This is a genomic window from Luteolibacter sp. LG18 (assembly GCF_036322585.1).
Classification (GTDB): domain Bacteria; phylum Verrucomicrobiota; class Verrucomicrobiia; order Verrucomicrobiales; family Akkermansiaceae; genus Luteolibacter.
In genome coordinates this window covers 4,821,260-4,845,535 of sequence record NZ_AP024600.1, presented here as the reverse complement: position 1 = coordinate 4,845,535, position 24,276 = coordinate 4,821,260, and the positions used below count along the sequence as shown (strand labels likewise).

The following is a 24,276-nucleotide window of genomic DNA, read 5'->3' as shown; positions in this document are numbered from 1 at the left end:
CCGTCCCTTTGCGGCCTTTGGTTGACTCCCGGCCTTCCAGCCATTACCCCGCGCCCGCCCGGGGCAGCTCCGGGATCGATACCATGTCCGTTCTCGTTGGAAAGAAAGCTCCGGCCTTCACCGCCAAGGCGGTGAAAGGGGAAACCATCATCGAAAACTTCACCCTCTCCCAGTTCCTCGGGAAGAACTACGTCCTGCTGTTCTTCTACCCGAAGGATTTCACCTTCGTCTGCCCGACCGAACTCCACCGCTTCCAGGAGGAACTGGAGCAGTTCGAATCCCGCGGCGTGAAGGTCATCGGTTGCTCGACCGACTCCGAGTTCTCCCACTGGGCCTGGCTCCAGACTCCCCGCAGCAAGGGCGGCATCCAGGGCGTGACCTACCCGCTGGTGGCCGACATCAACAAGACCATCTCCTCCGACTACGACGTCCTCGCCGGCGACTACGAGGAAACCGAGGACGGCGACATCGAGATCACCGGTGAACTCGTCGCCTACCGCGGCCTGTTCCTCATCGACAAGGCCGGCATCGTCCGCCACCAGGTTGTCAACGACATGCCGCTCGGCCGCTCCATCCGCGAGGCCCTGCGCGTGATCGACGCCCTCCAGCACTTTGAGCAGCACGGTGAAGTCTGCCCGATGGACTGGGAAAAAGGCGATGACGCCATGACCCCGGACCACGAGGGAGTGTCCAATTACCTCGGCAAGTAAGAGGAGTTTGCTCGTTTTCAGTGTTCAGTTTTCAGGGAAGACGTCCGCGATGGGCGTCTTCTCTTTTTTCCGGCGCACGATGAAGCCGTCCTCCTTATCCGCTGGGATCGGTCTCCTATTGCTGGCGATCGCCGGAATTTATTTCCTGTCGCTCTCCAGCGGGCATTCCGCCGGCGACGGCGGTCCGGATTTCGGGCCACTGTTTATTCTTGGAGGGTTGGGAGGAGCCGCGTTGATCGCGTTCATCGTTGCGCTTTGCTACCGGTCCGGGGATTGAGCGGGGCGGCCGTCAACTGACTTCCGTGACCATCAGCGCCGGGCTCTCCAGGGTGTCTCCGGTGCTGAGCCCGCGGAGTTTCCGGTAAAGCGGGCTTTCCGGAGTGAGCACGGTCAGCTCGCAGCCGAGGTGCTCCGCCGTCATGCCGCCCGCGGTGGGGGCGAGGAGATAGAAGCCCGTTTCCCCATTGAGGTCGACCTCCACCAGGGCCCCGGCGTCGATTGGCGCGGTGATCTCGAACTCCGGCGGAGCCCACGATTCGAAGATCCGCAGTTGGTCCGCGGTTTCCTCGACGTTCTTCGCCTGACCCTTCGCGAGGTAGGATTCCTCGAGGCTCCGGGTGTCGTACTTGCTCTCCGCCTTGCTGCCCGCATCGGTGGCGGCGGCATGGGCTTCCCGGGCGGCTTGGGAAAGGCGCTCCAGCCGGGCGCGCAACTCGGCGCGGAGGCGGTCGATCAACTCGGACTTCGTGGACATCGGGGAGGGGAGTTAGCCGCGCCCGCTCCGCGAAATCAAGCATGTGACACCCTCCGAAACGCATGCCCAGGTGTTCGGAGACATCGTTTACACTTCGGAGGGGGATTTTCCCGGGTGAACCTCCTCGTCCATTGTGAATAACCTGTGGACAATCGTGAACAACCGCCGCGTTTCAGTGAATAGGTTCACGCGATCGATGGAAGCGATCGATTGAATCGGTGTTTGTTGGCAAGAGGGATTGACAACCAGATGATTCCATCGTTTGCGCCGACGAAGCAGCGATTTGTATTCGGCGATAAATCGAACGTTTGACACCGGGGCTTCATGGCCCTAAGGAGTCAATCCCATGGATCGCACGAGTGTTCCCGAAAGTGGTGCCAAGCTCAAATTGGTCGAGGCCGCGGAGGCGCTGTTTGCCGAGCGTGGCTTCGAGTCGGTGTCGGTTCGCGACATCACCAAGAAGGCGGCGATGAACATCGCTTCGGTGAACTACCACTTCGGCAGCCGTGACGGCTTGGTGGCGGCGGTGATGACCCGCTACATCACGCCGATCAACGAGGAGCGCATCGTCCGGCTGGACGCGCTCGAGCGCCGCTGGTCGGGGAAATCGGTGCCGATCGAGGAGGTGTTGGAAGCGTTCGTTCGACCGATGGTGACCCAGATCCGTCGCTCGGAGCTTTCCGAACGGCTGTTTTTGAAGCTGGTCGGCCGGATGTTTGGCGAGCAGGGCGGGGCGATGCCACCGGTGATGGTCGAGCAGTTCAAGGTGATCGTCGCCCGGTTCGTGAAGACCCTGTCGAAATCGCTGCCCGGGCTGCCTCCCGATGAAATCATCTGGCGCCTGCATTTCGTGATCGGAGCCATGTGCTTCGCGATGTGCCAGGAGGACACGCTTCAAACGATCTCGCAGGGCGTCTCCGGAAATCCTTCGGTGGAAACGACCTTGGCGCGGTTCACCCGCTTTGCCGCCGCCGGCCTGCGCAATGGTCTGGAGAATGGCGACGCCGTGGTGGCGAAGGGGCCGCAGGCGACGTTCGATTTCTGAGGTAGCGCGAAGTTTGGCTTCGCGTGCGGGACCGGGCCTTTTTGGGCTGGGGCTTTCCCTTCTGGAAAACGTCACCCACCTCGCTTGGGTGAAACAATAAAACCCGCCCGGGGAGCGACCCCGGACGGGTTTTCTTAATCCTTCCAAGGACTCGGGTGCTAAGGCTGGGCGGGAATATAAAGTTCCGAACCCTTGGCGAGGACCGTGCTGGTACTGAGAGAGAGACCGTTCAGATCGTTCAGGCGCTCCGGCGTGGTGCCGTGCAGCGAGGCGAAGCTGCCGTAGCTGGTTTCGTCCTGAATGATGATCGAGCGGATCGTGGGAGGTTTCGCGGCACCGCCGGTGGTGGGAGCCTTCGCTGCTTCGGCCGTCGCTTCAGCTTTTGGCTGGGGAGCGGGCTTCGGAGCGGGATTGGAGATCGTCTTGGATTCCGTGGAGGCGAGGGCGGGAGTTTCCTTTTCCTTGGCCGACTTGCTCTCGGTCTTGGCGGTCTCGGTCTTCGCGGTCTCGGTCTTCGCTTCTTTGGCGGGCTCCTTGGTGTCCTTTTTCGCGGTCTTCGGCTCCTTGGCTTCCTTCGGCTCCGGCTTGGAGTCCTCGGTGGTGCGGGCGGCCGTCGCGGTGGAGGAGCCGGGGAGTTTCAGGACCTGGCCGGGGCGGATGATGGTTTCGCTCTTGATGCCGTTGGCCTTGCCGAGGGCGAGGGCGGAGACGCCGGTCTTGCGGGCGATCTTTTCCAAGGTGTCGCCGGAGCGAACCGTGTAGGTGCCGGACTTGGTCGGAGCGGGTTTTTCAGCGACGGGCTTCTCTGCAGCAGCCTTTTCAGCGACCACCGGCTTCGGGGTCTCCTTAGTGCCTTTCAAACGGCTGTTTTCCTGCTCAAGCTGGCGGATCTGGCGCTCTTGCTCCGCGCAACGGTCGCGCAGGGTTTCGACTTCAGATTTTGAAAATGCCACCGGGGCTCCGAGCACCAGGGCGAGAGTGGCATACAGCGTGGTCGCCTTCATGAGTTTGAAGTTTTTCAAAAAAATGCCACGATTCAAGAAGAATTTAATATTTGTTAACGATCAAGGGTTTCAAGCTGCCTCTGGAAGGGAGCGTTTCGATGCCTCTGCGAGGCTGCTGATTGGAGGTCTTGGCCCTCTCCTTGGGCGGGTGTTTGAATCGCCGACGGAGGTGGCGATCCTCGGTGGAGTAAAGGCCATCGGTGCTGATCAACTGCCACGACGGCTTGACCGCTCCATCCGGGCGCGTCCATGTTCCGCGCCATGCGAATCCTGACCGGGCTCCAACCGAGCGGAAAACTCCATGTCGGCAATTACTTCGGCGCGATGCAGCCGGCGGTACAATTGCAGGACAAGGGCGAGGCCTTCTATTTCATCGCGGACTACCACGCGATGACGTCCTCGCAGGACCCGGCGGCGCTTCGCGAAAACGTCCGGGAGCTGGCCATCGATTTCCTCGCCTGCGGCCTGGATCCGGAGCGCGCGGTGTTCTTCCGCCAGAGCGCGGTGCCGGAGGTCAATGAGCTGGCGTGGATTCTTTCCACCGTCTGCCCGTTCAGCTTGCTGGAAAAGGGCCATTCGTACAAGGACAAGGTCGCCAACGGGATCGCGCCGAACCACGCGCTTTTCGCCTACCCGGTGCTGATGGCCGCGGACATCCTGCTTTACGATTCGAACCAAGTGCCGGTCGGCAAGGACCAGAAGCAGCATCTGGAAATGACCCGCGATCTCGCGGGCAAGATCAACGAGACCTACGGCGAGGGCACGGTGATCGTTCCGGAGCCGATCATCCGCGAGGACACGGCGTTGGTCATCGGCACCGATGGCCGGAAAATGAGCAAGAGCTATCACAACACGCTCCCGATCTTCGGCGACGAGAAGCCTTCGAAGAAGATCATCATGAAGAACATCATCACCGACTCGACTCCGCTGGAGGAGCCGAAGCCGGTGGCGGACTCGACCATTCTCGCGCTTTACAAACTTTTCGCCAGTGAGGCGGACTACAACCAGATGGTGGCGGACCATCTCAGCGGCGGCTTCGGCTACGGCCATTTCAAGACGCGCCTCGCCGACGCCTACTGGGAGTTCTTCGCCCCGATGCGCGCCCGCCGCGAGGAGATCCTGGCGGATCCCGGCTTCGTGGATGCCGTGCTGAAACGCGGTGCCGAGCGGGCCCGCGAGGAGGCCTCCAAGGTGCTCGACCGCGTCCGCAAGGCGGTGGGCCTCGTTTGACACTCGCGACGCTCGCAATTGGGAATCCGGCAGCTTGGCGCTTGGCATGCGCCCGCCGGTCCCCATGATCCGCCCCCGACACGATGGCCGACGAAACTCCGGTGCCCCCTGCTGAAAACGAGCCCCTGCTGCCGGTTCCCGGACTGCGGCAGGATCTGGCCGTCCTGATGAAGGTGCGGCTGAACCTGTTCGTGCTCATCACGGCCTTCTTCGGCTTCCTGCTGGCCTCGCGCGGCCACGGCTTCGACTGGTGGCGTCTGTTCAACACGCTCCTCGGCACGGCCGCGGCGGCGTTCGGTTCGGCGGCGTTCAACCAGTTGATGGAGATCGACCTGGACAAGCGGATGCGCCGTACCGCGAACCGTCCGCTGCCATCCCGCCGGATGGATCCGATGGTGGCCTTCGGGGTCGGCTGGGTGCTTTCCGCCTTCGGCATCCTCCATCTCGCCACCATGATCAATGGCCTGGCTGCCACGCTCACGGCGGCGACCATCGCCATCTACGTCTTCGTTTACACGCCGCTGAAGCGCCTCAGCTCCACCAATACCCTGGTGGGGGCCATCCCGGGAGCGATTCCGCCGGTGATCGGCTGGGTGGGGGCGGGCGGCGCGCTCGATTGGCGGGCGGCGTTCCTGTTCGCGCTGCTGTTCTTCTGGCAGCTTCCCCATTTCGTGGCGATCAACTGGATCTGCCGCGAGGAATACGAGGACGCCGGTTACAAGATGTGGTCGAACGGCGACGTCAGCGGCAAAAAGAGCGCGATGCTGTCCGCGGTGTTCGCCCTGGCGCTGGCCGTGATTTCGATCGCCCCGTGGCCGATGGGCTTCACCGGCTGGACCTGGGGGATTTTCGGCCCGCTGCTGGCGGTCCTGATGGCCGGGCTGGCGTGGCGGTTCCGATCGGCCGGTGACCGGGCCTCGGCGCGGAAATTGTTCTTTTTCACGTTGATCTACCTGCCCGCGGCGCTGGGTTTGCTTGCCATCGGTTGGCGCTAGGCTACGGTCCGCCGCCCGATGCCTGTGGACATTCAGACTCTCGAGCCCGCCGTCCGTGATCCGAAGAAGCTGCGCCGCACGGCGTGGATCCTTGTCGCGATCATGATCCTGGGCGGGATCATGGTGCTCTCGGCCTACGTCCTGAAGAACAAGGCGGACCAGAAAAAGGCACTTTCCGAGGATCATTCGCGGCCGGCGATCATCTCCCGCATCGACAAGGGCCGCGACCTGCGCGTGCTGCGCCAGGACAACCACCAGGCCGGTCTCCTCGATCTCGGTGGCAAGGTGTGGCTGGCCTGCGCGGTCAGCTCGTCCGATCCGGCCATTTCCGCCCGCTCGGTGGAGGTGATGAAGCGCCTCGCAGAACGCTACAAGGCGACCGAGGATGTGGCGTTCGTGACGCTGGTGATCGATCCCGGTCCGGCGGAAGACCTCCACGGATTGCTCGTGACGGAGAGCGGGAAGCTTGGCGCGACGCTGCCGCAATGGTGGGTGGCTTCGACCGAACCGCAGACGCTCTACAAGTTCATCAAGAACGAGTTCAAGACCTCGCTCTTTCCCCACCAGGAGGATGGCAAGTGGAAGTATGACACCTCCATCGTCGTGGTGGACCGCAACCGCCACGTGCGCAACGCCGTGATCCCGCAGAAGCGCGGCGGCGAGGCCTATGTCGCCCGGTTCGATTTCGACCAGGCCGCCGAGTGGGACGCCCGCGGCGTGAAGACTGGTACCGATCAAACCAACGCCCAGACGCTGGAGGGCGTGCTGGTCAAAACCATCGAACAGCTCCGTGAGGAGCCACTGAAAGACTGATGCACTCGAAAGGAAAACTGGCTGTCATTTACGGAGTGGTCGCAGTGGTCTGCGCCGCCATCATCGGCACCGCCATGTGGCTGCGGACGGGACTGAAGCCCGCGCTGCCGGCAAATGCGCTGGTGGTGAACGCGGGCAAGGGCACCGAGGACCAATGGGTGCCGATCGAGAAGGACCTCGAGGGCACCAACCAGGCGGGCGAGAAGGTGAAGCTGTCCGACCTGAAAGGGAAGGTCGTCCTCGTCGCCGAGTTCTTCGCGGTCTGCCCGCACTGCGCGCAGCGCAACGGCGTCGAGCTGCGCGCCTTGTACGATACTTTCCGTAATAACCCGGATTTCCAGATCGTGTGCATCTCGGTGGATCCCACCAGCGATTCCCCGGAACGCTTGAAGGAGTATGCCGGAGCCCTCGGCGCGGACGCGAAAAACTGGTGGTTCTTCAATGCCGGTGACGAGAAGGCGACCCACCAGTACCTGGAGCACGAGCTGAAGTTCATGGGCGTCCGCGAGCGTCGCGATCCGGTCGACATCGAGTCGAACGGCCGCTTCGCGCACGACCTCTCCTTCCTGCTGGTGGACAAGAACTGGCAGATCGTCGGGAAATGGCCGCTGGCCGATGCCCGCTCCGAGGAGGCGGTGAAACGCCAGCCGGGGCTTTACGAGGAACTCAAGACGCAGCTCTACGGACGCATCCGCACCGAGCTGGAGAAGAAGAACGAGACGGTCGAACGATGAGCGACGAACGCAAGGAGTGGCTGTCCCGCACGCCGGACGAGGCGCTTTCGAAGAAGCTCGGGATCGTGACCTGGGTGCTCACCGCCGTGGTGCTGATCCTGGTTGGTCTGATGCGGCGTCCGGAACTGCGGATCCCGCTGCCGGAGGGCTGGTCGTTCACCTTCCTGCCGCCGGTCCACGCGATTCTGAATTCGCTGGTGGCGGTGTGCCTCGTCGGCGCGCTGGTGGCGGTGAAGCAGGGGAAGATCGCGCGCCACCGCTCGTTCATTTTCGCGGCGATGGGGCTCTCGGTCGTGTTCCTGCTGTGCTACGTGGCCTATCACTTCACCACCGATGAAACGCGTTATGGCGGCACCGGCTGGATGAAAGCGGTCTACCTGTTCCTGCTGATCACTCACATCACGTTGGCGGGTGTCAGCTTGCCGTTCATCCTCTTCACGTTCACCGCCGGTTGGACGAACCGTTTCGCAGCGCACCGCCGCTTGGCGAAATGGGTGTTCCCGCTGTGGCTCTACGTGGCCGTCACGGGGCCGATCTGCTACCTGATGCTGCGGCCGTATTACGGGTGAGCGCGGAGTGTTGTTTCGGAAGGAAGGTGCCTCTCTGAAGGTAGGGGCGCACCGCCGGGGCGACCGGGTCTAACGGGTGCGTCCGCTGCCAACGGCATGTCCCATCCCTTCGTTTGATCGGGCGGCGTTCGTCCCGCGAACAACATCCTCCGCCCGGTCATCTCGGCGAGATGACCCTACCTTCAAATCACCCGGATGCAGCAGGGATAGCGGTGCCATTCGCCGCGGTTGGCGGCGAGGGCGGCCATGATTTCCGCCACCAGCATCAGCACGCCCATGATCATGAGCAGCGGGATCAGGAAGATGCCGATGCCGCCAGCGAACACGAGCACCATGGTCAAGGCGCCGCCGCCGAAGAAGTAGATCAATTTCGAGATCTGGAAATTGAGCGCTTCCCGGCCGTGGTGATCCACGAACGGCGAGCCCTCCTTTTTCACCAGCCACAGGATGAGCGGGCCGAGGAAGCCGGTGAAGATCGGGAGCAGGTGGCAGAGCAATCCCATCGTCCGTTCGTCCGGGGTGGAGAGCGGGTAGCCGGGCGCGGGCACCATCATGCCTGGAGGTAGGCCCGGCGGCGGCTGCGCCAGCATCATCGGCGGAGGCTGGGGCGGTTGCTGCAAGGGTGGCGGCCCCTGGGGCACGGTGGGATCGAACTCCATGTCCACGGACGATAGGAGGATGGGCGGGAGAGTCGAGAACGTAGCGCGGCGCGTGCGCCGCCTCACTTCGCCCCGTTGAGGAACTTCACCAGGTCCTCGCGGGCCTTCACCCGGTCCGGTGGGTTCAGGTAGAACATGTGACCACCATCGTAGTGGGTGAAGCTCACGTTTCCACGCTGCGCTTCCGGCAATTGGAAGAGGTGGCTGAACGAGTAGCCGATGCCGTCCGGCGGGGTGGCGAGGTCGGCGTGGCCGCACATCACCATCACCTTGAGGTGAGGGTTGTCCCGCATGGCATTCGAGATCCGGTCGCTGAGGTTCACGTAGCCGTTGCTCGCGTTCCAGCGCCACGGGTTCACCTTGCCGGTGAGGATCTCGTAGGGCTGGTCTTCCTTCCACTGCAGGTCGTGGACCAGGTAGTTCAACATGGCGGTGGAGAAGGCCCCCTGCGCCAGCGCGTACGAAGGATCGTAGTCGGGCGATTGATCGGACTCGCTGGTGGCGCCCCACGCGACGCGGGCATCGAAGCGGCCCACCACCTTGTGCTCCTTTCGCAGCAGTTCGGCGCGGAAGAAGGTGGGGTCGATGCGCAGGTCATGGCTCAGCCACACCGCGGCCTCGATGCCGCTGAAGGCCGCGAGCTTCTCGGCGAGCTTCGCGCGTTCCTCGGCGGGAATGTGGGTGCCGCGGAGCAGGGCCACGCCGTAGTCTCCGAAGGAGAACTTGCGGGCCTCCTCGATGAGGGCGTCGCGGTCGCCCTTGAGCTTGCCGTGGAAATGGGCCACCGCGGCGTAGACCGGCAGGTAGACCTGATAGACGAGGTCATCGCCCTGGTCGCCGGTGAGCGTGCGGAAGTCGACGAGCGAGGAGAGCATCACCACGCCATTGAGGCTCATCCCGTAGCGGGATTGCAGATGGTTCGCCAGACCGGCCACGCGGACGCCGCCGTAGGACTCGCCGAGCAGGAACTTCGGCGAACCCCAGCGGTCGTGCTCGCTGACCCAGCGGCGCACGAAGTCGCCCACCGAGCTGATGTCCTCCTCCACGCCGTGGAAGTCGCTCGGCTTGGTGTCCTTTTCGGCGCGGCTGTAGCCGGTGGAAACGGGGTCGATGAAGACCAGGTCGCAAACGTCGAGGATGCTCTCCGGATTGTCGATCAGGCGGGCGGGTGGCGGCGGGGCAGTGGTGCCATCGCCGGGGATGTCCACGCGCTTCGGTCCGAGGATGCCGAGGTGCAGCCACACCGCGGAGGAACCCGGGCCGCCATTGAAGGCGAACAGGACCGGGCGCTTCGCCTTCTCCGCATCGGTCAGGCCGGTGCGGGTGTAGGCCACGTGGAAGATCGAGGCGCGCGGTTTGCCGTCCTCCTCCTTCAGCACCAGTTTCGCGGCGGTGACCTCGTAGGGGACGGTCTTGCCGGCGATGGTCACGGCGGAAGGGCGGGTGACCGGCGGGGTGTCCTTGGGCTCCTTCTCCGGTTTCGGGATGTCCTTGTTAGGTCCCTCACCCTTGGCCTCCGCCTTCTCGGCCTTGTCGTTTTTCGGCGCGTCCTTCACGGCGTCCGCGGCCAGGGCGGTGGCGGAAAGAGCAGCGAGGGCGATGGGGACGAAGCGGGCGGGTTTCATGGGCGGGAAAAGGGACGGATGGGAGACGGTGCGATGAGAGATCGTCTTACAGCGATGCCGACGGACGGGACATTCTGAAAAATTGGTCGAGACGATCGCGACCTAATGCATCGGCACGCCCTTGGCCACGCGGGAAGCTTCGGCTTGGAAGGCGAGGCGGTGTCCCGCAAGGCCATCGAGACCCGGCGGCAGTGCGTGCGGGCCTTTGAAAAGGTGGTCCAGCGCATCGACGATGCCGTAGTCGCCGCCGCCGTGGCCGGCATAGCCGTCATCGGCCGGTTTGACGATTTCCACCGGCTCGATGGAGCCGTGCTCATGGTGGCGCAGCCAGAGTTCGGGGGCTCCCGCTTCATGATAGGGATGGCCGCCCTTGAGCGCGGCCTTGGTGCCGTAGATCTCGATCGCGCGGGCGTAGTCGAAGGCGGTCATGGTGTGGGTCACGGTGATGCCGTTCTCCAGCTCGCAGGCGAGCACCTGGTGATCCACCACGTCGTTGTCGCAGTGGTAGACGCAGCGGCCCCAGGGCGAGGTGCGGAGGAATTCGATCACCGCGCCATCGTCCGCCTGTTCCCAGCCGTCCATCACCATACCCAGCCAGCGGCGCTTGTCCTTCAGGTAGCGGTGGGAGTCGTAGATGCAGTCCTTCGCCGCGGGGCAGCCATCGGTGCAGCGGGCGGGAGCCCCGGCCGGGGCGTTCTCCGCGCGGAACCAACTACGATCACCGTAGCTGGAAACCGAGGACACGGGGGAGTCGCCGAGCCAGCAGATCAGGTCGGCGTCGTGCGAGCATTTCGCCACGATCATCGGCGTGGAACGGTCGGTGCGGCTCCAGTGGCCGCGCACGAACGAGTGGGCCTGGTGGTAGGGCTCCACGCCCTCGTGGGTGCGGATCGAGATGATGCGGCCGAGGCGACCGCTTTCGATCACCTTCTTCACGGTGGAGTAGAAGGGGGTGTAGCGCAGCACGAAGCACAGCGCGATGCGGCGGCCCAGCTCGCGGGCACGGCGGTCGATTTCCTCGCAGCGTTCCAGCGATTCCGCGGCGGGCTTTTCCAGCAGCACGTCGTAGCCCGCCTCCAGTGCCTCCATCACGTGGCTGAAGTGCTGGGCGTCCTGAGTGGCGATGATCAGTACATCCGCCAGCTTCCCGGTGGCGAAGAGCGATTCCGCGGATTGGAATTCCTGCACCTGCCCGGCCGGGGCGAGGGAGGAGACGGCTTCGCGGCGGACGGCCACCGGATCGGCGGCGGCGGTCAAACGGTAACGGTCGCCGAATGACGCGGCGATTTTGGCATAGGTGCGGCCACGGGAACCGCAGCCCAGAACAGCGATGGACAAAGAATCGGACACGGCCTCGACATTCCCGGATCGCGAACCGGGAGTCCAGACGCAAGAGCTGGTCCTCGTTGAGGGGCTAGTGATCAGTCATCAGTGATCAGAGAAGAGAACGAACCAGAGGCGCGCTCTTTCTTTTCACCGGCCACACGAGGGCGGACTGGAAGTGCGCGAAACTTCGCGAGTCCACCCACTCACAAGCAGGAATGCTTGTGCTACTTTGCGCTCACTTGCTCAGTTTGTTCTGCACGTAGCCGCGGAGGTTCGGCGGCAGGGCGTGGGTCTGGAGGTAGCCCTTGGCGGCGGCCGGGTCGTTGCGCATCCAGGTGTCGATCGCGCGGCGATACATGCCTTCCTGCGCGCCTTGGTCGCCGATCTTGGAAACCTGGCTGAGGGCCAGTTCCGGGGAATCCTCCATGGTGTGCCAGACGAGCTGCTGGACCGTGCGGTCGGTGACATCGGCCGGGTGGCTGTCCATGAACGCGATCGCGGCCTGCGGATCGTTGTCGGCGATGGTGTTGACGATGCCGCGGAGGGCATTGCTGCGGGCCTCGCCCGCGGGCAGCGCTTGGTAGTAGGCGGTGGCACCGGCCTGGTCCTTTTCCGCCCAGGTGCCGAGCACGTTGTCCATGTTGCGGGTGGCGGCGTCGCCCGGATTGGCCAGCAGCCAATCGGCGGTGCCCTTCGGATCGGTCTTCGCCATCTGGTCGGCCACGTGCTCCATCGCGCCATTGCGGAGGCGCTCGTCCTGAAGCGAGGCGATCCATTCGCGGGTGGCTTCGTTGCCTTGGGTGAGGATGTGCGGGAGCACGCCATTGAGGGCCTCGCCGCGTTCCTTGCCGTAGGGCATCTCGGTCATGAGGCTGGTGGCGCGGGTGGGATCGCTGGCGGCGATGCCGCGGATGATCCCGGCCAGATAAGGATTGGCCTCGTCGCCGGTGTGGTTGGCCTTGGCCCAGGCGATGGCGGCCTCGGGGTCGTTGGTGGCCCAGGCGCTGAGAATGGCATTGGTGGCGAATCCGCCGTTGGTGTTCTCCTTGGCGTAGGCCAGCGCGCCGGTCGGATCGGCCTTGGCCCAAGCGGTGAGCATCATTGAGTATTCACCGAAGCGCTCCTGGGTGATGCCCATGGCGCGGAAGCGGTCCACGGCGTCCTTCAGCTCCGCGGGGTCGAGCTGGTCGAGGTAATCGATCAGGGCGCGGTTGCGGGCCAGCGGGTCCTCGCCGCGCATGATGTTTTCCAATTTCGCCAGGCGGGCCTCCTTGGTGGCCGGGCGGGTGGAGTCACCCGCGGTGCGGCTGTCCGATTTTCCCCCGGTGCGGCTGGAGGAACGGGAACCATCAGCCGATCCGGAGCCAGAACCGCGGGAAGACGTCACCAGCGGTTTGACCTCATCGGCGGAGGCGGTGCCTTCCTTGGCGCTGTTGGAGACGCTGGAGCGACCGGCGAGGAATGCGCCGGCTCCGATGACGACGACGGCGGCGGAGGTGACGAACTTGGGTTTCATGGGCGGTGACGGGTGGATAGCGAACGAGGTGGTGGGTCTTGTCTGCCAATGACGGCGGATTTCGTCCCATAACGTCGCTTCGGCGATGTTTCTTGCAACTAACGTGTGTTCAACGCAAAACGGGCACCCAGTGGGGTGCCCGTTCGCGGATAGGGAATGGTGGTTTCTCCGATCAGGCCTGCTTGGCGACGGAACCGGGGCGGTTCACGATCACACGGGCTTCCGGATTGTCCCGGATGTAGGAGAATGCCCAGCCGAGGAGGACCGAGAGCTTGTTGCGGAAGCCGATGAGGAAGAGGATGTGGATGAACAGCCACATCACCCAGGCGATGAAGCCCTTCACGCGCATGTTCCCGGCCTTCACCACCGCGTGGTTCTTGCCGATGATGGCCATGAAGCCCTTGTCCCAGTAGCTGAACTTCGGACGCAGCGAGGCCTTGTCTCCCGAGAACTGGGTCTTCTCCAGGCGGGCGTCCTCCTTGAGGACCTTCGCCACGTGGCGGCCCATCTGGGAGGCGGCTGGGGCCACGCCGGGGACCGGCTTGCCCTTTTCATCGAGGATGGCGACGAGGTCACCGGCCACGAAGATGTCCGGCTTGCCCGGCAGGGAGAGGTCGGGATTCGGGGTGATGCGGCCACCGCGGTCCGTCGGAACGCCGAGCATGGTGGTCAGCGGGTTCGCGGCCACACCGGCGGCCCAGATGATGGCCTCGGACTCCAGCACGGTGCCGTCTTCCAGCTCCGCGCGGCCCTTCGAAATGTTCACCACCTTCGTGGAGGTCAGCACTTCCACGCCGTCCTTCGTCAGACGGTCCTTGGTGTAGGCACTCTGGTCCGGATCGTAGACGGCCAGGATGCGGTCCGCACCTTCCAGCAACAGCACGCGCAGCTTCGAGGTATCGATGCGGCGGAAGTCTTCCTTCAGCGAGCGGTGGATCAGGTCGGCGAAGGCCCCCGCCAGCTCCACGCCGGTCGGGCCGCCTCCGATGATCACCACCGTCATGAGGCGCTTGCGCTCTTCCGGATCGGTGGTCAGCTCGGCCTTCTCCAGGTTGGAAAGCACGGTGCGGCGGACGGTCTGGGCTTCCGCCAAGGTTTTAAGGCCCAGCGTGTGCTCGGCCCACTCGTCGCGGCCGAAGTAACCGGTGCGGGCACCCGCGGCCAGCAGCAGGGTGTCGTAGTGGTAAACCGTGCCGGACTTGCCGTTGGCGGTCTTGCCGTCGCTGTCGATGGCGCTGATCTCGTCCATCAGCACGGTGACGTTCTTCGCCTTGGTCAGGACCTGGCGGATGGAACGGGCGATGTCGGAGGCGGCCAGGGAGGCCGTGGCGACTTGATAAAGGAGGGGCTGGAAGAGATGGTGATTGTTCCGGTCGATGATGGTCACCTCGAACCGGGAGTCATTCGCCAACTTCTGTGCGCACTCCAATCCTGCAAATCCGGCCCCGATGATCAGTACTTTTCGGGGCCCCTTGGCGCTGGCGTCTCGCTCGCTCATTTCGCTGCGGAAGGTGGCACAGGACTTTTTTTCGGACAAATGCAAGAGCTTGTGAAATATTTCACAAGCGATGAATTAGTCTCATGAGCGCGATTTTGAGCCCGAGGGATAGGGGGCTTGGGGCGTGATTAGGCTGAAAGTTCGCGTTTTTGGTGTGAATTTGGTGTTGGGTTTGAGCGGTTTGGGGATTTTGAGTGGGTTTTTCAGGTCGTTTGGTCGCATTTCGTGGCGGCTGAACGGATCGGGCCAGTCGATGTCTTCCCACGCGACGAATCCTCAGCGCACGTCCTCGACGGGAACCAAGACCATCCCAGGCCCTGCCTTCAGGACGGCTTCCTCCTGTTGCGCGGAACTGAAATCCAGGATCGTGCCATCGGAAAACAGCGCTTTGTGCTTTCCATTGACCGAGGGACTGATGAGTACGAGTCGGCGGACATCCGTGGATTTCGCGCCGGGGAAGTAGTTCCAGCCGCCCTTCATCTTCCGCGTCACGTGGAGTAGGGATTTCAGGTCGGAGACGGTTCCGGCGGCTTCGAGCTGATAGAGTGAGTTCTTCGCGGCCTGGCCGGTCTCCTCCTTGACCCGGGCTGCCAGGGCGTCCGAGGGGTAGCTGTCGTAATCGGATTCGAAGTCCACGAAGGCCAGTTGCATCTGGCGCATGTCGGAGGTGAGCATGACCAGGGCCGCCTTTTCCTGCTGCCTCAGCAGGGCCGGAGTGGCGATGCCGGCGAGTAGGGCGATGCCCCCGATCAGAAAACTGGTGATGTAGCCCATGATCAGCCCGGCCAGGGCCATGCCGCCGCCGCCAAGCGTGCCACCGGCGCGACGGATATTACCATGGGCGATGTGGCCGGTGATGATGGCGGGGATGCCCGTGAGGGGGCCGGTGAGGAATCCGCCAATGCCGCAGATGAGACTGGCGACCGCGGCCTTGCTGGTGGTCGGGGCGGAAATGTCCGGGGCGTTCATGACAACTTTCTGAGTGAAAAGGGACAGACTGGCAAGGCCATCGACCGGCGTGGACTCCTGATCGTTTCTCAAATTCCCATTGGCTTTCCGCGGGTTCCTCTGTTCCCTGTTGGGCGACCACCATGCGCTGCTTCTACTCCCAGGATTTCGAGCTCGCCCTGCCAGCCGGGCACCCGTTTCCGATGGACAAGTTCCGGGTGTCGAAGGACATGCTGCTGGAAGGCGGCATCCTGCGCCCGGAGGAGATCATCGACGTGCGGGTGGCCGATTCCCACCTGCTGAAGCTGGCGCACCAGCCGGACTATATTTCGAAAATCCAGTCCGGCTTGCTGGACCGGAAGGAGCAGATCCTGCTCGGTCTGCCGGTGGGCGGGAAACTTTTCGCGCGCAGCGCCACTGAGGTGGAGGCCACGCGCTTGGCCTGCCACGCCGCGCTTGAGGAGGGCATCGGCGTCTGCCTGGCGGGCGGCACCCACCATGCCTTCAGCGAACACGGTGAGGGCTACTGCGTCTTCAATGACGTCGCCATCGCGATCCGTGATATCCAGGACAAGCAGCCCGGCATCCGGATCATGGTGGTGGACACCGATGCCCACCAGGGCAACGGCACCAACGCCATCCTCGGCCACGACCCGCGCGTCTTCACCTACTCGATCCACGTCGGGCGCAATTACCCGACGAAAAAAGTGGATGGATCGATGGACGTGGAGACCGTCCGCTATGTGGAAGGGGAGATGTATCTCAAGCAGCTCTTCACCTCGCTGGCGAACGCGCTCGATGCTTTCTCACCGGACCTCGTCATCTGGGTGGCCGGCGCTGACAACCACCGCAACGACCGCTTCGGCCAGATGCACCTTTCCGTGAAGGACCTTCAGCGCCGCGACGAGGTGCTGCTGCGCGCGTTTCTGAAGAACCGCATTCCGGTCACCGTGCTCTATGGTGGCGGCTACAACCGCCAGCTCGAGTTCACCGCGAAGCTCCACCGCAACACGGTGGCCACCGCGAAGAAGCTCGCGGTGGAGTACCGCGGGCTGTGAGAAGATGGGTCTTATACGTCCTATAGGACCTATTCGCCAAGTGGCGACCAGACGTCTAAGGATCGAGTGCGCTACTTCCCGATAAGCATTTGATCATCGGCATATCCCACCGTTCATCATGGCTTAATGATCGCGGTGTTAGGGTTCGTGCAGGATGAAACATCAAGCCCTTGCCAACCTTGCCGCTCTCCTCCGTGCCGCCGCGTGCGGAGCGTTCCTCACCGCCACCGCCGCCGCCAACGAGGCGCCGGTTGTGACCATCACCGGACTTGCCGACGGGGCGACGATCCAGGCCGGTATCCCGTGCAAGTTCACCGCGAACGCCAGCGACCGTGATGGCTCGATCGCCAAGGTCCAGTTCTCCGTCGGCGGTGTGGTGATCGGTGAAGCCACCCGCGCGCCCTACGAGGTGACCTGGAGCAATCCACGCGCCGGATCGCTGGTGGTGAGCGCGCAGGCCACCGACAACCAAGGGGCGGTGAGCCGCTGGGACTACGTGCTCGTCAGCGGCCAGGCCCATGCCACCGAGCCGCAGTGGACCGAGGGCCCGCGCCGCGGATTCCAGATCACCCTCTACGGCCAGCAGGGCACCAGCTACCAGGCTCAGTATTCCGAGGACATGAAGACCTGGAAGACCTTCCGCACCGTGGAGGTGGCGCAGGAGGTGGGCGTGGTGGTCACCGACACCAGCGTGGCCACCAATGACGCCCGCCGCTACTACCGCTTCCTCGCGATGAAGTGACTCACGCCTTGCGTCCGCGGCGGGATGGGCTTTGCTGCCGGGCGTGAGTTGGAAGTTTGAATCGGTGGCGATCGTGGGCTCGGGGGCGATCGGCTTGTACTACGGCGGTCGCCTTGCGGAGGCGGGTGCGGACGTGCGGTTCCTGCTGCGCTCGGATTTCGACGACGTGGCACGGGATGGCATTCGCTGCGAAAGCGTCCACGGCGATTTCACGCTGCCACAGGTGCAGGGCTACCGCACGCCGGAGGACATCGGTCCGGTGGATCTCGTCATCGTGTCCTGGAAGGCCACCGCCAATGATCGCCTCGCCGAGGTGTTACCGCCGCTCCTTCATGCGGACACCCAAGTGCTCACGCTCCAGAATGGACTGGGGAACTGCGAGGCCATCGCCGACATCACCGGTCCGGAGCGCGTTCTCGGGGCACTGTGTTTCGTGTGTCTGAATCGCCTCGCGCCGGGGTTCGTCAGCCACACGGCAGGTGGCCGGATCACGGTGGGTGAATTCCTGCCGGACGAGCGCGGCCGCACCTCGGAAATCGTGCGCCGCTTCAAGGCCGCGAAGATTCCCGCCGAGGCTGGCCAGCCGCTGGAGGAGGCGCAGTGGAAGAAGCTTGTCTGGAACATCCCGTTCAACGGCCTCGCCATCGCCGAGGGGGGCGTGACCACCGATGTGCTGCTACAAACGCCCGGCGTGGAAACTGAGATCCGCGCCCTGATGGCGGAAACGGTCCACACCGCCCGTGCCCAGGGGCTGGATCTCTCCGACGACCTGATCGAGCTGAACGTCGAGCGCACCCGTCCGATGGGACCCTATCGGCCGTCCAGCATGATCGATTTCGTGGAGGGCCGGGACGTGGAGGTCGAGCCGATCTGGGCGGAACCCCTGCGCCGCGGTCAGGCTGTCGGCGTGCCGATGCCCCATCTTGAAAAGCTCCTCACCCGCATCCGCGCGAAGATCGCGGAGAGGTAAAAATGGCGAAGGCTCACGTTTCGTGAGCCTTCGTGTCGTTCGGGGTTTCCGGAGAGCGGTGTCGCTCAAGGCTTCAGCACTTCCACGCCGCGCTCGCGGAGCGCCTGCAGGAAGTCCGGGTCACCGGCCTGGTCGGTGATAACGCAATTCAAAGACGAAATATCCCCGAAAAAGAAAGATGCCTTCTGGCCCAGCTTGCTGTGGTCGGCGAGGTAAACGACCTCCTCGGCATTGGCGATCACGCGTTCCTTGAAGGAGGCCTGGCGGGAATTCGTCTCGCTGATGCCGCGTTCCAGATCGATGCCGTTACCGGAGCAGAACATGCGGTGGATGTTGTAGCGGCGCAGCGCGGCCTCCGCGGGCAGGCCAATGAACGAGCGCGAGCGACGGTCGTAGAGGCCCCCGGTGCAGATCAGGTCGCACTGGCTACGGTTTTCCAGCGCAGTGAAAACATTCAACGCGTTGGTGAGGATCGTGAGCGGCATGTCCGGGAGGAACTCGGTGAGCGTCAACGTGGTGGAGCTGGCGTCCAGGAAGATCGTGTCGTTCGGCTGGATGCGCGCCACGGCCAGTTTCGCGATCGCGGACTTCTCCTCGCGGCGGATCATCTGGCGCTCGGTGAGGGGCAGTTCCTCGCGGGCACGGGCCGGGCGGGTGGCCCCGCCGTGGATGCGGATCAGGTCGCCGCGGTGCTCGAGGAACTCGAAATCCTTGCGGATCGTCTCGTCGGTCACGCCGAAACCGGAGGCAATTTCGACGGTCCGGACCGAGCCATTGACCTGCAGCAATTCGAGGATACGGCGATGACGTTCAACGGCTAACATGACTTTTGGGAAATCTTGGTTCTCTTGGGAATATCTTTGTTTTCCCTTGACGATTTAATCAGGTAGAAGCAAATTGGCTGCGCATGGCAGCGCCGCTGACACCCAACACGCCACGAGCAGTGATCGAACACCTCGTGAGGGAGCAAGTCTATTCCAAACTTGGCCTCTCCCTGCCGCGTGCTGCCAGCGCCCCGAATGCTTTGCTGGTGAATATCAGCGCCCGCCACTGCCACCTGACCCAGGAAGCGGTCGAGGCACTGTTCGGAAAAGGCCACCAATTGACCCCGATGAAGGGGCTTTACCAGGACGGCCAATACGCCGCGAAGGAGTCCGTGACCCTGATCGGGCCGCGCAGCCGGGTGATTTCCAACCTGCGTATCCTTGGACCTTGCCGGACCCTGAACCAGGTGGAATTGGCTTTCACAGATGCCATCGCGCTCGGGTTCGACATTCCGGTTCGTATGTCCGGCGATATCGAAGGCACCCCGGGTTGCATGCTGATGGGGCCGAACGGCTACTTCGAGCTGCCGCAGGGCGTGATCCGCGCCCAGCCGCACGTCCACATGCACCCGGCCGACGCCGCTTTCTACGGGGTGAAGCACCTCGACCAGATGAAGCTCAAGGTCCACGGCCCGATCGGCATGACCTTCGACAATCTCGTCGTCCGCGTGGACCCGTCCTTCAAGCTGGAGGTCCACATCGACACCGACGAGGGCAACGCCTGCGGCCTCGGCAGCAACACCTTCTGCGAACTTCTCAAGTAATCCTCTCAACACCGAACATCTGAAATCATGAGCACCGCCCTCGGATTGATCGAAACCAAAGGCTACGTCGGCAGCGTCGAAGCGACCGACGCCATGGCCAAAGCCGCCAACGTCGAACTCATCAAGCAGGTGCAGACCGGCGGTGGGTTCCTCACCGTCCTCGTCAAAGGCGACGTCGGCAGCGTGAAGGCCGCCGTGGACGCCGGGGCGGAAGCCGCCGGCCGTGTCGGCGAGCTGGTCAGCTCCCACGTCATCGCCCGCCCGCATCCCGACCTGCTCACCCAGTTCGGAATCGCCTGATGGCGATTGGTTAAAGGTTACAGGTTAGAGGTTATTGGGAAGATTCCCATCAAGCTCTCGCCAATAACCCTTAACAAACAACCTATAACCTCACCTCCACCACCATGGCCAAACAAGCGATTGGTATCATTGAAACGAAGGGCTTCGTCGCCCTCATCGAAGCGTCCGACGCCGCCCTCAAGGCCGCGGACATCAAGCTCACCGGCTGGGACAAGATCGGCTCCGGCCTAGTCACCGCCTTCTTCACCGGCGATGTCGCCGCCGTGAAGGCCGGCCTGGACGCCGCCGCGTCCGCCGCCTCGAACATCGGTACCGTGACCTCCGTGCAGGTCATCCCGCGTCCGCACGACGACCTGAGCAAGCTCGGCTCCTGGATCGCCTGATCCTCCCGGTTCGAACACGTCCGCGTCCATGCTCGTCCTCGTCGCCAACCTCGGCTCCACGTCGTTCAAGTACCAGCTCTTCCGCATGGGAGAGCAGGGCGGGGCGGTATTGGCGAAGGGTGGCTACGAGCGCGTGACGGACTATTCCGCGGTGATCGATGACGCGCTCGCCACGTTGCAGCGGGACGGCGTGATCGCCTCCGCGGACGAGATCGAGGCGGTCGGTTTCAAGACGGTGCTGGGCCGCGACTTGAGCGGCTGCGTGGAGGCGGATGACCGCGTGATCGAGGCCTTGGAGGGCTTCGCCGCGGTCGCTCCGGCCCACAATCCGCCGTATGCGAACGGCATCCGCCAGTTCCGCAAGAGCCTGCCGAAGGCCCGCCTGGTGGCGCTCTTCGAGACCGCCTTCTACCAATGGGTACCGGAGGAATCCTCCCGCTACGCTATTCCTCGTAGCTGGCACGAGGCCGGCATCCGCCGCTACGGTTTCCACGGCGCCAGCCACAAGTTCATTGCCGAACGCTCCGCCGAACTCTGCGGCCGCGAGGACGTGGCGCAGGTCGCGCGCCGCCTGTATCTCGATGGCCCGAGGGAGATCTCCGGCGCGCCGTTCCGCGCCATCTCCTGCCACCTCGGCGGCAGCAGCTCGGTGACCGGCATCCGCAATGGCGTGGCCATCGGCACCAGCATGGGCTTCTCCCCGCAGAGCGGCCTGCCCCAGAACAACCGCGTGGGCGACCTCGATGCCGAGGCGATTCCCTATGCGGTGAAGACGCTCGGCCTCACGCTGGAGGAGGCGCAGCGCCAGCTCACGAAGGAGGGCGGCTTGCTCGGCCTCTCCGGCGTTTCCAATGACATCCGCGACGTCAACGACGCCGCTGCGAACGGCAATGCCGATGCCGCGCTCGCACTCGGCGTGCTGGTGGATTCCATCCGCCACTGGGCCGGTTCGTTCCTGCTTCGCATGGGCGGCCTGGAGGCCCTCGTGTTCACCGCCGGGATCGGCGAGAACGGTGCCTGTATCCGCGCCCGCGTCTGCGAGGGGCTGGAGGAATTCGGCCTCGTCCTCGATCCGGAGAAGAACGCCGCCTGCCGCGCCAACGAAACCATCATCAGCCGCGATGACTCCCGCGTGAAGGTCATTGTCATCCCGGCCAACGAGGAACTCGTCCTCGCCCGCGAAGTTTATCGCAAGCTTTCCTGATTTTCCCAACCCCTCACAACCTAACCAGACACCACCATGGCCAAACAAGCAGTTGGACTCCTTGAAACCCGCGGTCTCGCCTGCCTCGTCGTCGGCGTCGACGCGATGCTGAAGTCCGCCAATGTCGAACTCGCCGGCCCGATGAAGCAGGTCGGCTCCGCCCTCTGCAACGCCGTCATCACCGGTGACGTCGCCGCCGTGAAGGCCGCGCTCGACGCCGGTGCCGCCGCCGCTTCCGCCTCCGGCGAGGTGGTGAGCGCCCACGTCATCGCCCGCCCGGACGAAGCCATCGAAGGCGTCCTGCCGAAGGCTCCCGCCGCCGAGCGCGCCCGCAAGTAAGCTCCCGCCGGGATGCCGCGTGGCATCCCGGGCCACCCCTCACTCCTCGCCACCATGTTCCTCGCGGAAGTCATCGGCCAGGTCGTCGCCACCAAGAAGGATGAGCAAATGACGGGCAGGAAACTGCTTCTGCTCCGCCCGCTGCTGGTCGACGACAAGGATCCGTCGAAGTTCAAGCACGGCCAGAACACCATCGTCGCCATCGACACGGTCGGCGCGGGGGAAGGGGAGGTCGTGATGTTCTGCCAGGGCAGCTCCGCCCGCGCCGCGGAGGGCCTCAAGCAGGTCCCCGTCGATGCCGCCATCGTCGCGATCATCGACCGCGTGGATGTCCTCGGCAAAGCCATCTACAAGGGTGGCTGATCCCGGATTTGAAATTTCAAATCTCAAATTCCAGATCGCTCCATCCGTGAGATCCACGGACTCACCTCTCTCTTTGTTCCTGTGAAAACTCTCGATCCCGAAACCCTCCGCAGCGTCGTCGAAAGCGTCGTCGCGAAGCTGGCCCAAGGCTCCGTCCCGGCTGCTCCGGCCCCGGCCGCCGCGAAGTCGTCCTGCGGCTGTGGTTGCCCCGGCGACTCCGGCAAGTCCGGCGTCTTCACCTGCGTGGACAAGGCCGCCGAGGCCGCCAACGACGCGCACCTGAAGCTCAAGAAGCTCGGTGTCGCCGGTCGCGCGAAGGTGGTCGAGATCGTGAAGACCCTCGCGGTTTCCAATGCGGAAGCGTGGGGCAAGTTCGAGATGGAGGAGACCAAGATCGGCCGCCTCGACCACAAGATCGAGAAGCTCCAGATCACCAAGAACGTTCCCGGCGTGGAATGGCTGCGTCCGGACGCGATGAGCGGGGATGGCGGCATCACGCTGGAGGAATACGCGCCCTTCGGTGTCGTCGGCGCGATCCTTCCGGTCACCCACTCGGTGCCTACGCTCACCGGCAATGTCATCAACATGGTGGCCGCCGGCAACGCGATCGTTTTCAATCCGCATCCCGGTGGTGCCCGCAGCGCCGCGCTCGCGGTGCGCGCCTACAACGAGGCGATCCAGCGCGAACTCGGCATCGCCAACCTCATCACCACCATCGAGGAGCCCACGCTCGAGTCCTTCGAGCTCATCTGCAAGAACCCGCTCATCCCGCTGCTCGCCATTACCGGCGGCCCGGCCGTGGTGAGCGCCGCGATGAAGTCCGGCAAGCGCGCGATCTGCGCCGGTCCGGGCAATCCCACCGTGGTCGTCGATGAAACCGCGGACCTCGCCAAGGCCGCTCGCGACGTGATCCAGGGCGGTGCCTACGACAACAACCTGCTCTGCATCGGCGAGAAGGCCGTGTTCGTCGTCGGCTCGGTGTTCAACCGCTTCTGCGAGGAACTCCAGAAAGCCGGTGCCGCGCGCCTCACCTCCGCCCAGCTCGAACAGCTCACCAAGTCCGCCTTCACCTACAAGGAAACCGACGGCGGTTGCTCGCACCCGGTCGTGAACCGCGCCTTCGTCGGGGCGGATCCCACCAAGCTCGCGCAGGTGGCCGGAACCTCGGTAGCCGCGAACACCCCGCTGCTTTTCGCCGAGACGGATGCCGACCACGCCTTCGTCCAGGAGGAGCAGATGATGCCGGTGCTGCCGATCGTCGCCGTGCCGGACTTCGTCACCGGCGTCCGCGAGGCGAAGCGCGCCGAGCACGGCTACCGCCACTCAGCCATCATCCACTCGAAGGATGTGGACCACATGACCTACATGGCGCGCGAGATGGACACCACCATCTTCGTGAAGAACGGCCCGTCCGTCGCCGGTCTCGGCCTCGGCGGCGAAGGCTACTTGTCCTACTCCATCGCCACCACCACCGGCGAGGGCATCACCACGCCGAAGACCTTCACCCGCATCCGCCGCTGCGTGATGGTCGAAAACCTCCGCATCATCTGACCATGTTCGTCGCCCGGATCGTCGGCCACGCCGTCAGCTCGCATTGCCACCCTTCCTTGAAGGGCAGCAAGTTGCTGCTGTGCCAGCCGGTCGATTCCGACGACAAACCCACCGGTGCCCCCTGCATCGCCATCGACCTCTTCGGCGCCGGCCTGCACTCGAAGGTCTTCGTCTCCACCGACGGGCTCGGCGCGCGCCACCTCGTCCACGACGACTCCTCGCCGATCCGCAACTTCGTCCAGGGCATCATCGACAACTGATATGATCGCCGCTGGTTCCACCTCTTCTCTTGATTCTGGGTTCTGGACTCTGGGCTCTGGCCCCAGGCCGGATCTCCACTGAAGCCCGATTC

The 24,276-nt window shown here is 64.0% G+C and carries 28 protein-coding genes; 19 read left to right on the top strand and 9 right to left on the bottom strand.

Going from position 1 to position 24,276, the window contains the following annotated elements; genetic code table 11:
• The first annotated feature begins 83 nt into the window (after positions 1-83).
• On the top strand, positions 84-710 hold the full coding sequence (locus llg_RS19370) for a peroxiredoxin (RefSeq protein ID WP_338286622.1): 627 nt from the start codon (positions 84-86) through the stop codon (positions 708-710).
• 79 nt (positions 711-789) lie between these two features.
• The gene (locus tag llg_RS19365) at positions 790-987 is read left to right on the top strand and encodes a hypothetical protein (protein WP_338286621.1); all 198 of its coding nucleotides are present in this window, start codon (positions 790-792) and stop codon (positions 985-987) included.
• A 12-nt stretch (positions 988-999) separates the two neighbouring features.
• Here llg_RS19365 and llg_RS19360 read toward each other — a convergent pair whose 3' ends face one another.
• Complete coding sequence (locus tag llg_RS19360; protein ID WP_338286620.1) at positions 1,000-1,464, bottom strand: hypothetical protein; 465 nt, start codon at positions 1,462-1,464, stop codon at positions 1,000-1,002.
• Positions 1,465-1,810: 346 nt separating this feature from the next.
• On the opposite strand from llg_RS19360, the gene llg_RS19355 reads away from it, so the two are divergent.
• Entirely contained in the window at positions 1,811-2,509 is a 699-nt protein-coding gene (locus tag llg_RS19355) for a TetR/AcrR family transcriptional regulator (RefSeq protein WP_338286619.1), read from the top strand.
• 158 nt (positions 2,510-2,667) lie between these two features.
• On the opposite strand, the gene llg_RS19350 is transcribed toward llg_RS19355, so the two are convergent.
• Positions 2,668-3,513, bottom strand: coding sequence for a LysM peptidoglycan-binding domain-containing protein (locus tag llg_RS19350; RefSeq protein WP_338286617.1), 846 nt, complete (start codon positions 3,511-3,513; stop codon positions 2,668-2,670).
• A 261-nt stretch (positions 3,514-3,774) separates the two neighbouring features.
• On the opposite strand from llg_RS19350, the gene trpS reads away from it, so the two are divergent.
• The 5 genes from trpS to llg_RS19325 all read left to right on the top strand — a co-directional run bounded on the left by trpS (position 3,775) and on the right by llg_RS19325 (position 7,854).
• A complete protein-coding gene (trpS, locus tag llg_RS19345; protein ID WP_338286615.1) occupies positions 3,775-4,743 on the top strand; it encodes a tryptophan--tRNA ligase in 969 nt (322 codons plus the stop codon).
• Positions 4,744-4,826: 83 nt separating this feature from the next.
• Positions 4,827-5,738 (top strand): heme o synthase, encoded by a 912-nt coding sequence (cyoE, locus tag llg_RS19340; RefSeq protein WP_338286614.1) that lies wholly within the window; start codon positions 4,827-4,829, stop codon positions 5,736-5,738.
• Positions 5,739-5,756: 18 nt separating this feature from the next.
• The gene (locus llg_RS19335; RefSeq protein ID WP_338286612.1) at positions 5,757-6,551 is read left to right on the top strand and encodes a hypothetical protein; all 795 of its coding nucleotides are present in this window, start codon (positions 5,757-5,759) and stop codon (positions 6,549-6,551) included.
• Entirely contained in the window at positions 6,551-7,285 is a 735-nt protein-coding gene (locus tag llg_RS19330; protein ID WP_338286609.1) for an SCO family protein, read from the top strand. The genes llg_RS19335 and llg_RS19330 overlap by 1 nt, the downstream gene beginning before the upstream one ends.
• Positions 7,282-7,854 carry a DUF420 domain-containing protein gene (locus llg_RS19325; RefSeq protein ID WP_338286607.1) on the top strand — a complete coding sequence of 191 codons (573 nt, stop codon included), beginning with the start codon at positions 7,282-7,284 and terminating at the stop codon, positions 7,852-7,854. The genes llg_RS19330 and llg_RS19325 overlap by 4 nt, the downstream gene beginning before the upstream one ends.
• 182 nt (positions 7,855-8,036) lie before the next feature.
• On the opposite strand, the gene llg_RS19320 is transcribed toward llg_RS19325, so the two are convergent.
• From llg_RS19320 to llg_RS19295, 6 genes are all read right to left on the bottom strand, one after another.
• Positions 8,037-8,513, bottom strand: a complete 477-nt coding sequence (locus tag llg_RS19320) for a DUF4870 domain-containing protein (protein ID WP_338286605.1) — start codon at positions 8,511-8,513, stop codon at positions 8,037-8,039.
• Positions 8,514-8,575: 62 nt separating this feature from the next.
• On the bottom strand, positions 8,576-10,138 hold the full coding sequence (locus llg_RS19315; RefSeq protein ID WP_338286603.1) for a peptidase S10: 1,563 nt from the start codon (positions 10,136-10,138) through the stop codon (positions 8,576-8,578).
• 102 nt (positions 10,139-10,240) lie between these two features.
• Entirely contained in the window at positions 10,241-11,488 is a 1,248-nt protein-coding gene (locus tag llg_RS19310; RefSeq protein WP_338286602.1) for a Gfo/Idh/MocA family oxidoreductase, read from the bottom strand.
• Positions 11,489-11,699: 211 nt separating this feature from the next.
• Positions 11,700-12,980: a hypothetical protein gene (locus tag llg_RS19305; protein WP_338286600.1), complete on the bottom strand. Its 1,281-nt coding sequence runs from the start codon at positions 12,978-12,980 to the stop codon at positions 11,700-11,702.
• Positions 12,981-13,152: 172 nt separating this feature from the next.
• Positions 13,153-14,478 (bottom strand): NAD(P)/FAD-dependent oxidoreductase, encoded by a 1,326-nt coding sequence (locus llg_RS19300; protein ID WP_338286598.1) that lies wholly within the window; start codon positions 14,476-14,478, stop codon positions 13,153-13,155.
• A gap of 276 nt (positions 14,479-14,754) precedes the next feature.
• Positions 14,755-15,447, bottom strand: a complete 693-nt coding sequence (locus llg_RS19295; protein WP_338286597.1) for a DUF4190 domain-containing protein — start codon at positions 15,445-15,447, stop codon at positions 14,755-14,757.
• Between the two features lie 122 nt (positions 15,448-15,569).
• Here llg_RS19295 and llg_RS19290 point away from each other — a divergent pair, with 122 nt between their 5' ends.
• The 3 genes from llg_RS19290 (at position 15,570) to llg_RS19280 (ending at position 18,196) form a co-directional block, all read left to right on the top strand.
• Complete coding sequence (locus tag llg_RS19290) at positions 15,570-16,484, top strand: histone deacetylase (protein WP_338286595.1); 915 nt, start codon at positions 15,570-15,572, stop codon at positions 16,482-16,484.
• Between the two features lie 154 nt (positions 16,485-16,638).
• Positions 16,639-17,226, top strand: a complete 588-nt coding sequence (locus llg_RS19285) for an Ig-like domain-containing protein (protein ID WP_338286593.1) — start codon at positions 16,639-16,641, stop codon at positions 17,224-17,226.
• A 43-nt stretch (positions 17,227-17,269) separates the two neighbouring features.
• The gene (locus llg_RS19280) at positions 17,270-18,196 is read left to right on the top strand and encodes a 2-dehydropantoate 2-reductase (RefSeq protein WP_338286592.1); all 927 of its coding nucleotides are present in this window, start codon (positions 17,270-17,272) and stop codon (positions 18,194-18,196) included.
• Between the two features lie 65 nt (positions 18,197-18,261).
• Here llg_RS19280 and llg_RS19275 read toward each other — a convergent pair whose 3' ends face one another.
• Positions 18,262-19,020, bottom strand: coding sequence for a DeoR/GlpR family DNA-binding transcription regulator (locus llg_RS19275; RefSeq protein ID WP_338286590.1), 759 nt, complete (start codon positions 19,018-19,020; stop codon positions 18,262-18,264).
• An 83-nt stretch (positions 19,021-19,103) separates the two neighbouring features.
• Here llg_RS19275 and llg_RS19270 point away from each other — a divergent pair, with 83 nt between their 5' ends.
• From llg_RS19270 to llg_RS19235, 8 genes are all read left to right on the top strand, one after another.
• Entirely contained in the window at positions 19,104-19,784 is a 681-nt protein-coding gene (locus llg_RS19270; RefSeq protein ID WP_345789181.1) for a phosphate propanoyltransferase, read from the top strand.
• Positions 19,785-19,811: 27 nt separating this feature from the next.
• Positions 19,812-20,084: a BMC domain-containing protein gene (locus llg_RS19265; protein WP_338286586.1), complete on the top strand. Its 273-nt coding sequence runs from the start codon at positions 19,812-19,814 to the stop codon at positions 20,082-20,084.
• A gap of 104 nt (positions 20,085-20,188) precedes the next feature.
• On the top strand, positions 20,189-20,467 hold the full coding sequence (locus tag llg_RS19260) for a BMC domain-containing protein (RefSeq protein WP_338286584.1): 279 nt from the start codon (positions 20,189-20,191) through the stop codon (positions 20,465-20,467).
• 28 nt (positions 20,468-20,495) lie between these two features.
• On the top strand, positions 20,496-21,671 hold the full coding sequence (locus llg_RS19255) for an acetate/propionate family kinase (RefSeq protein ID WP_338286583.1): 1,176 nt from the start codon (positions 20,496-20,498) through the stop codon (positions 21,669-21,671).
• Between the two features lie 36 nt (positions 21,672-21,707).
• Positions 21,708-22,010, top strand: coding sequence for a BMC domain-containing protein (locus llg_RS19250; protein WP_211634141.1), 303 nt, complete (start codon positions 21,708-21,710; stop codon positions 22,008-22,010).
• A 54-nt stretch (positions 22,011-22,064) separates the two neighbouring features.
• Positions 22,065-22,373 carry a EutN/CcmL family microcompartment protein gene (locus tag llg_RS19245; RefSeq protein WP_338286582.1) on the top strand — a complete coding sequence of 103 codons (309 nt, stop codon included), beginning with the start codon at positions 22,065-22,067 and terminating at the stop codon, positions 22,371-22,373.
• A gap of 81 nt (positions 22,374-22,454) precedes the next feature.
• Positions 22,455-23,924, top strand: coding sequence for an aldehyde dehydrogenase family protein (locus llg_RS19240; protein WP_338286580.1), 1,470 nt, complete (start codon positions 22,455-22,457; stop codon positions 23,922-23,924).
• Positions 23,925-23,926: 2 nt separating this feature from the next.
• Complete coding sequence (locus tag llg_RS19235) at positions 23,927-24,184, top strand: EutN/CcmL family microcompartment protein (RefSeq protein WP_338286579.1); 258 nt, start codon at positions 23,927-23,929, stop codon at positions 24,182-24,184.
• Positions 24,185-24,276 lie beyond the last annotated feature (92 nt).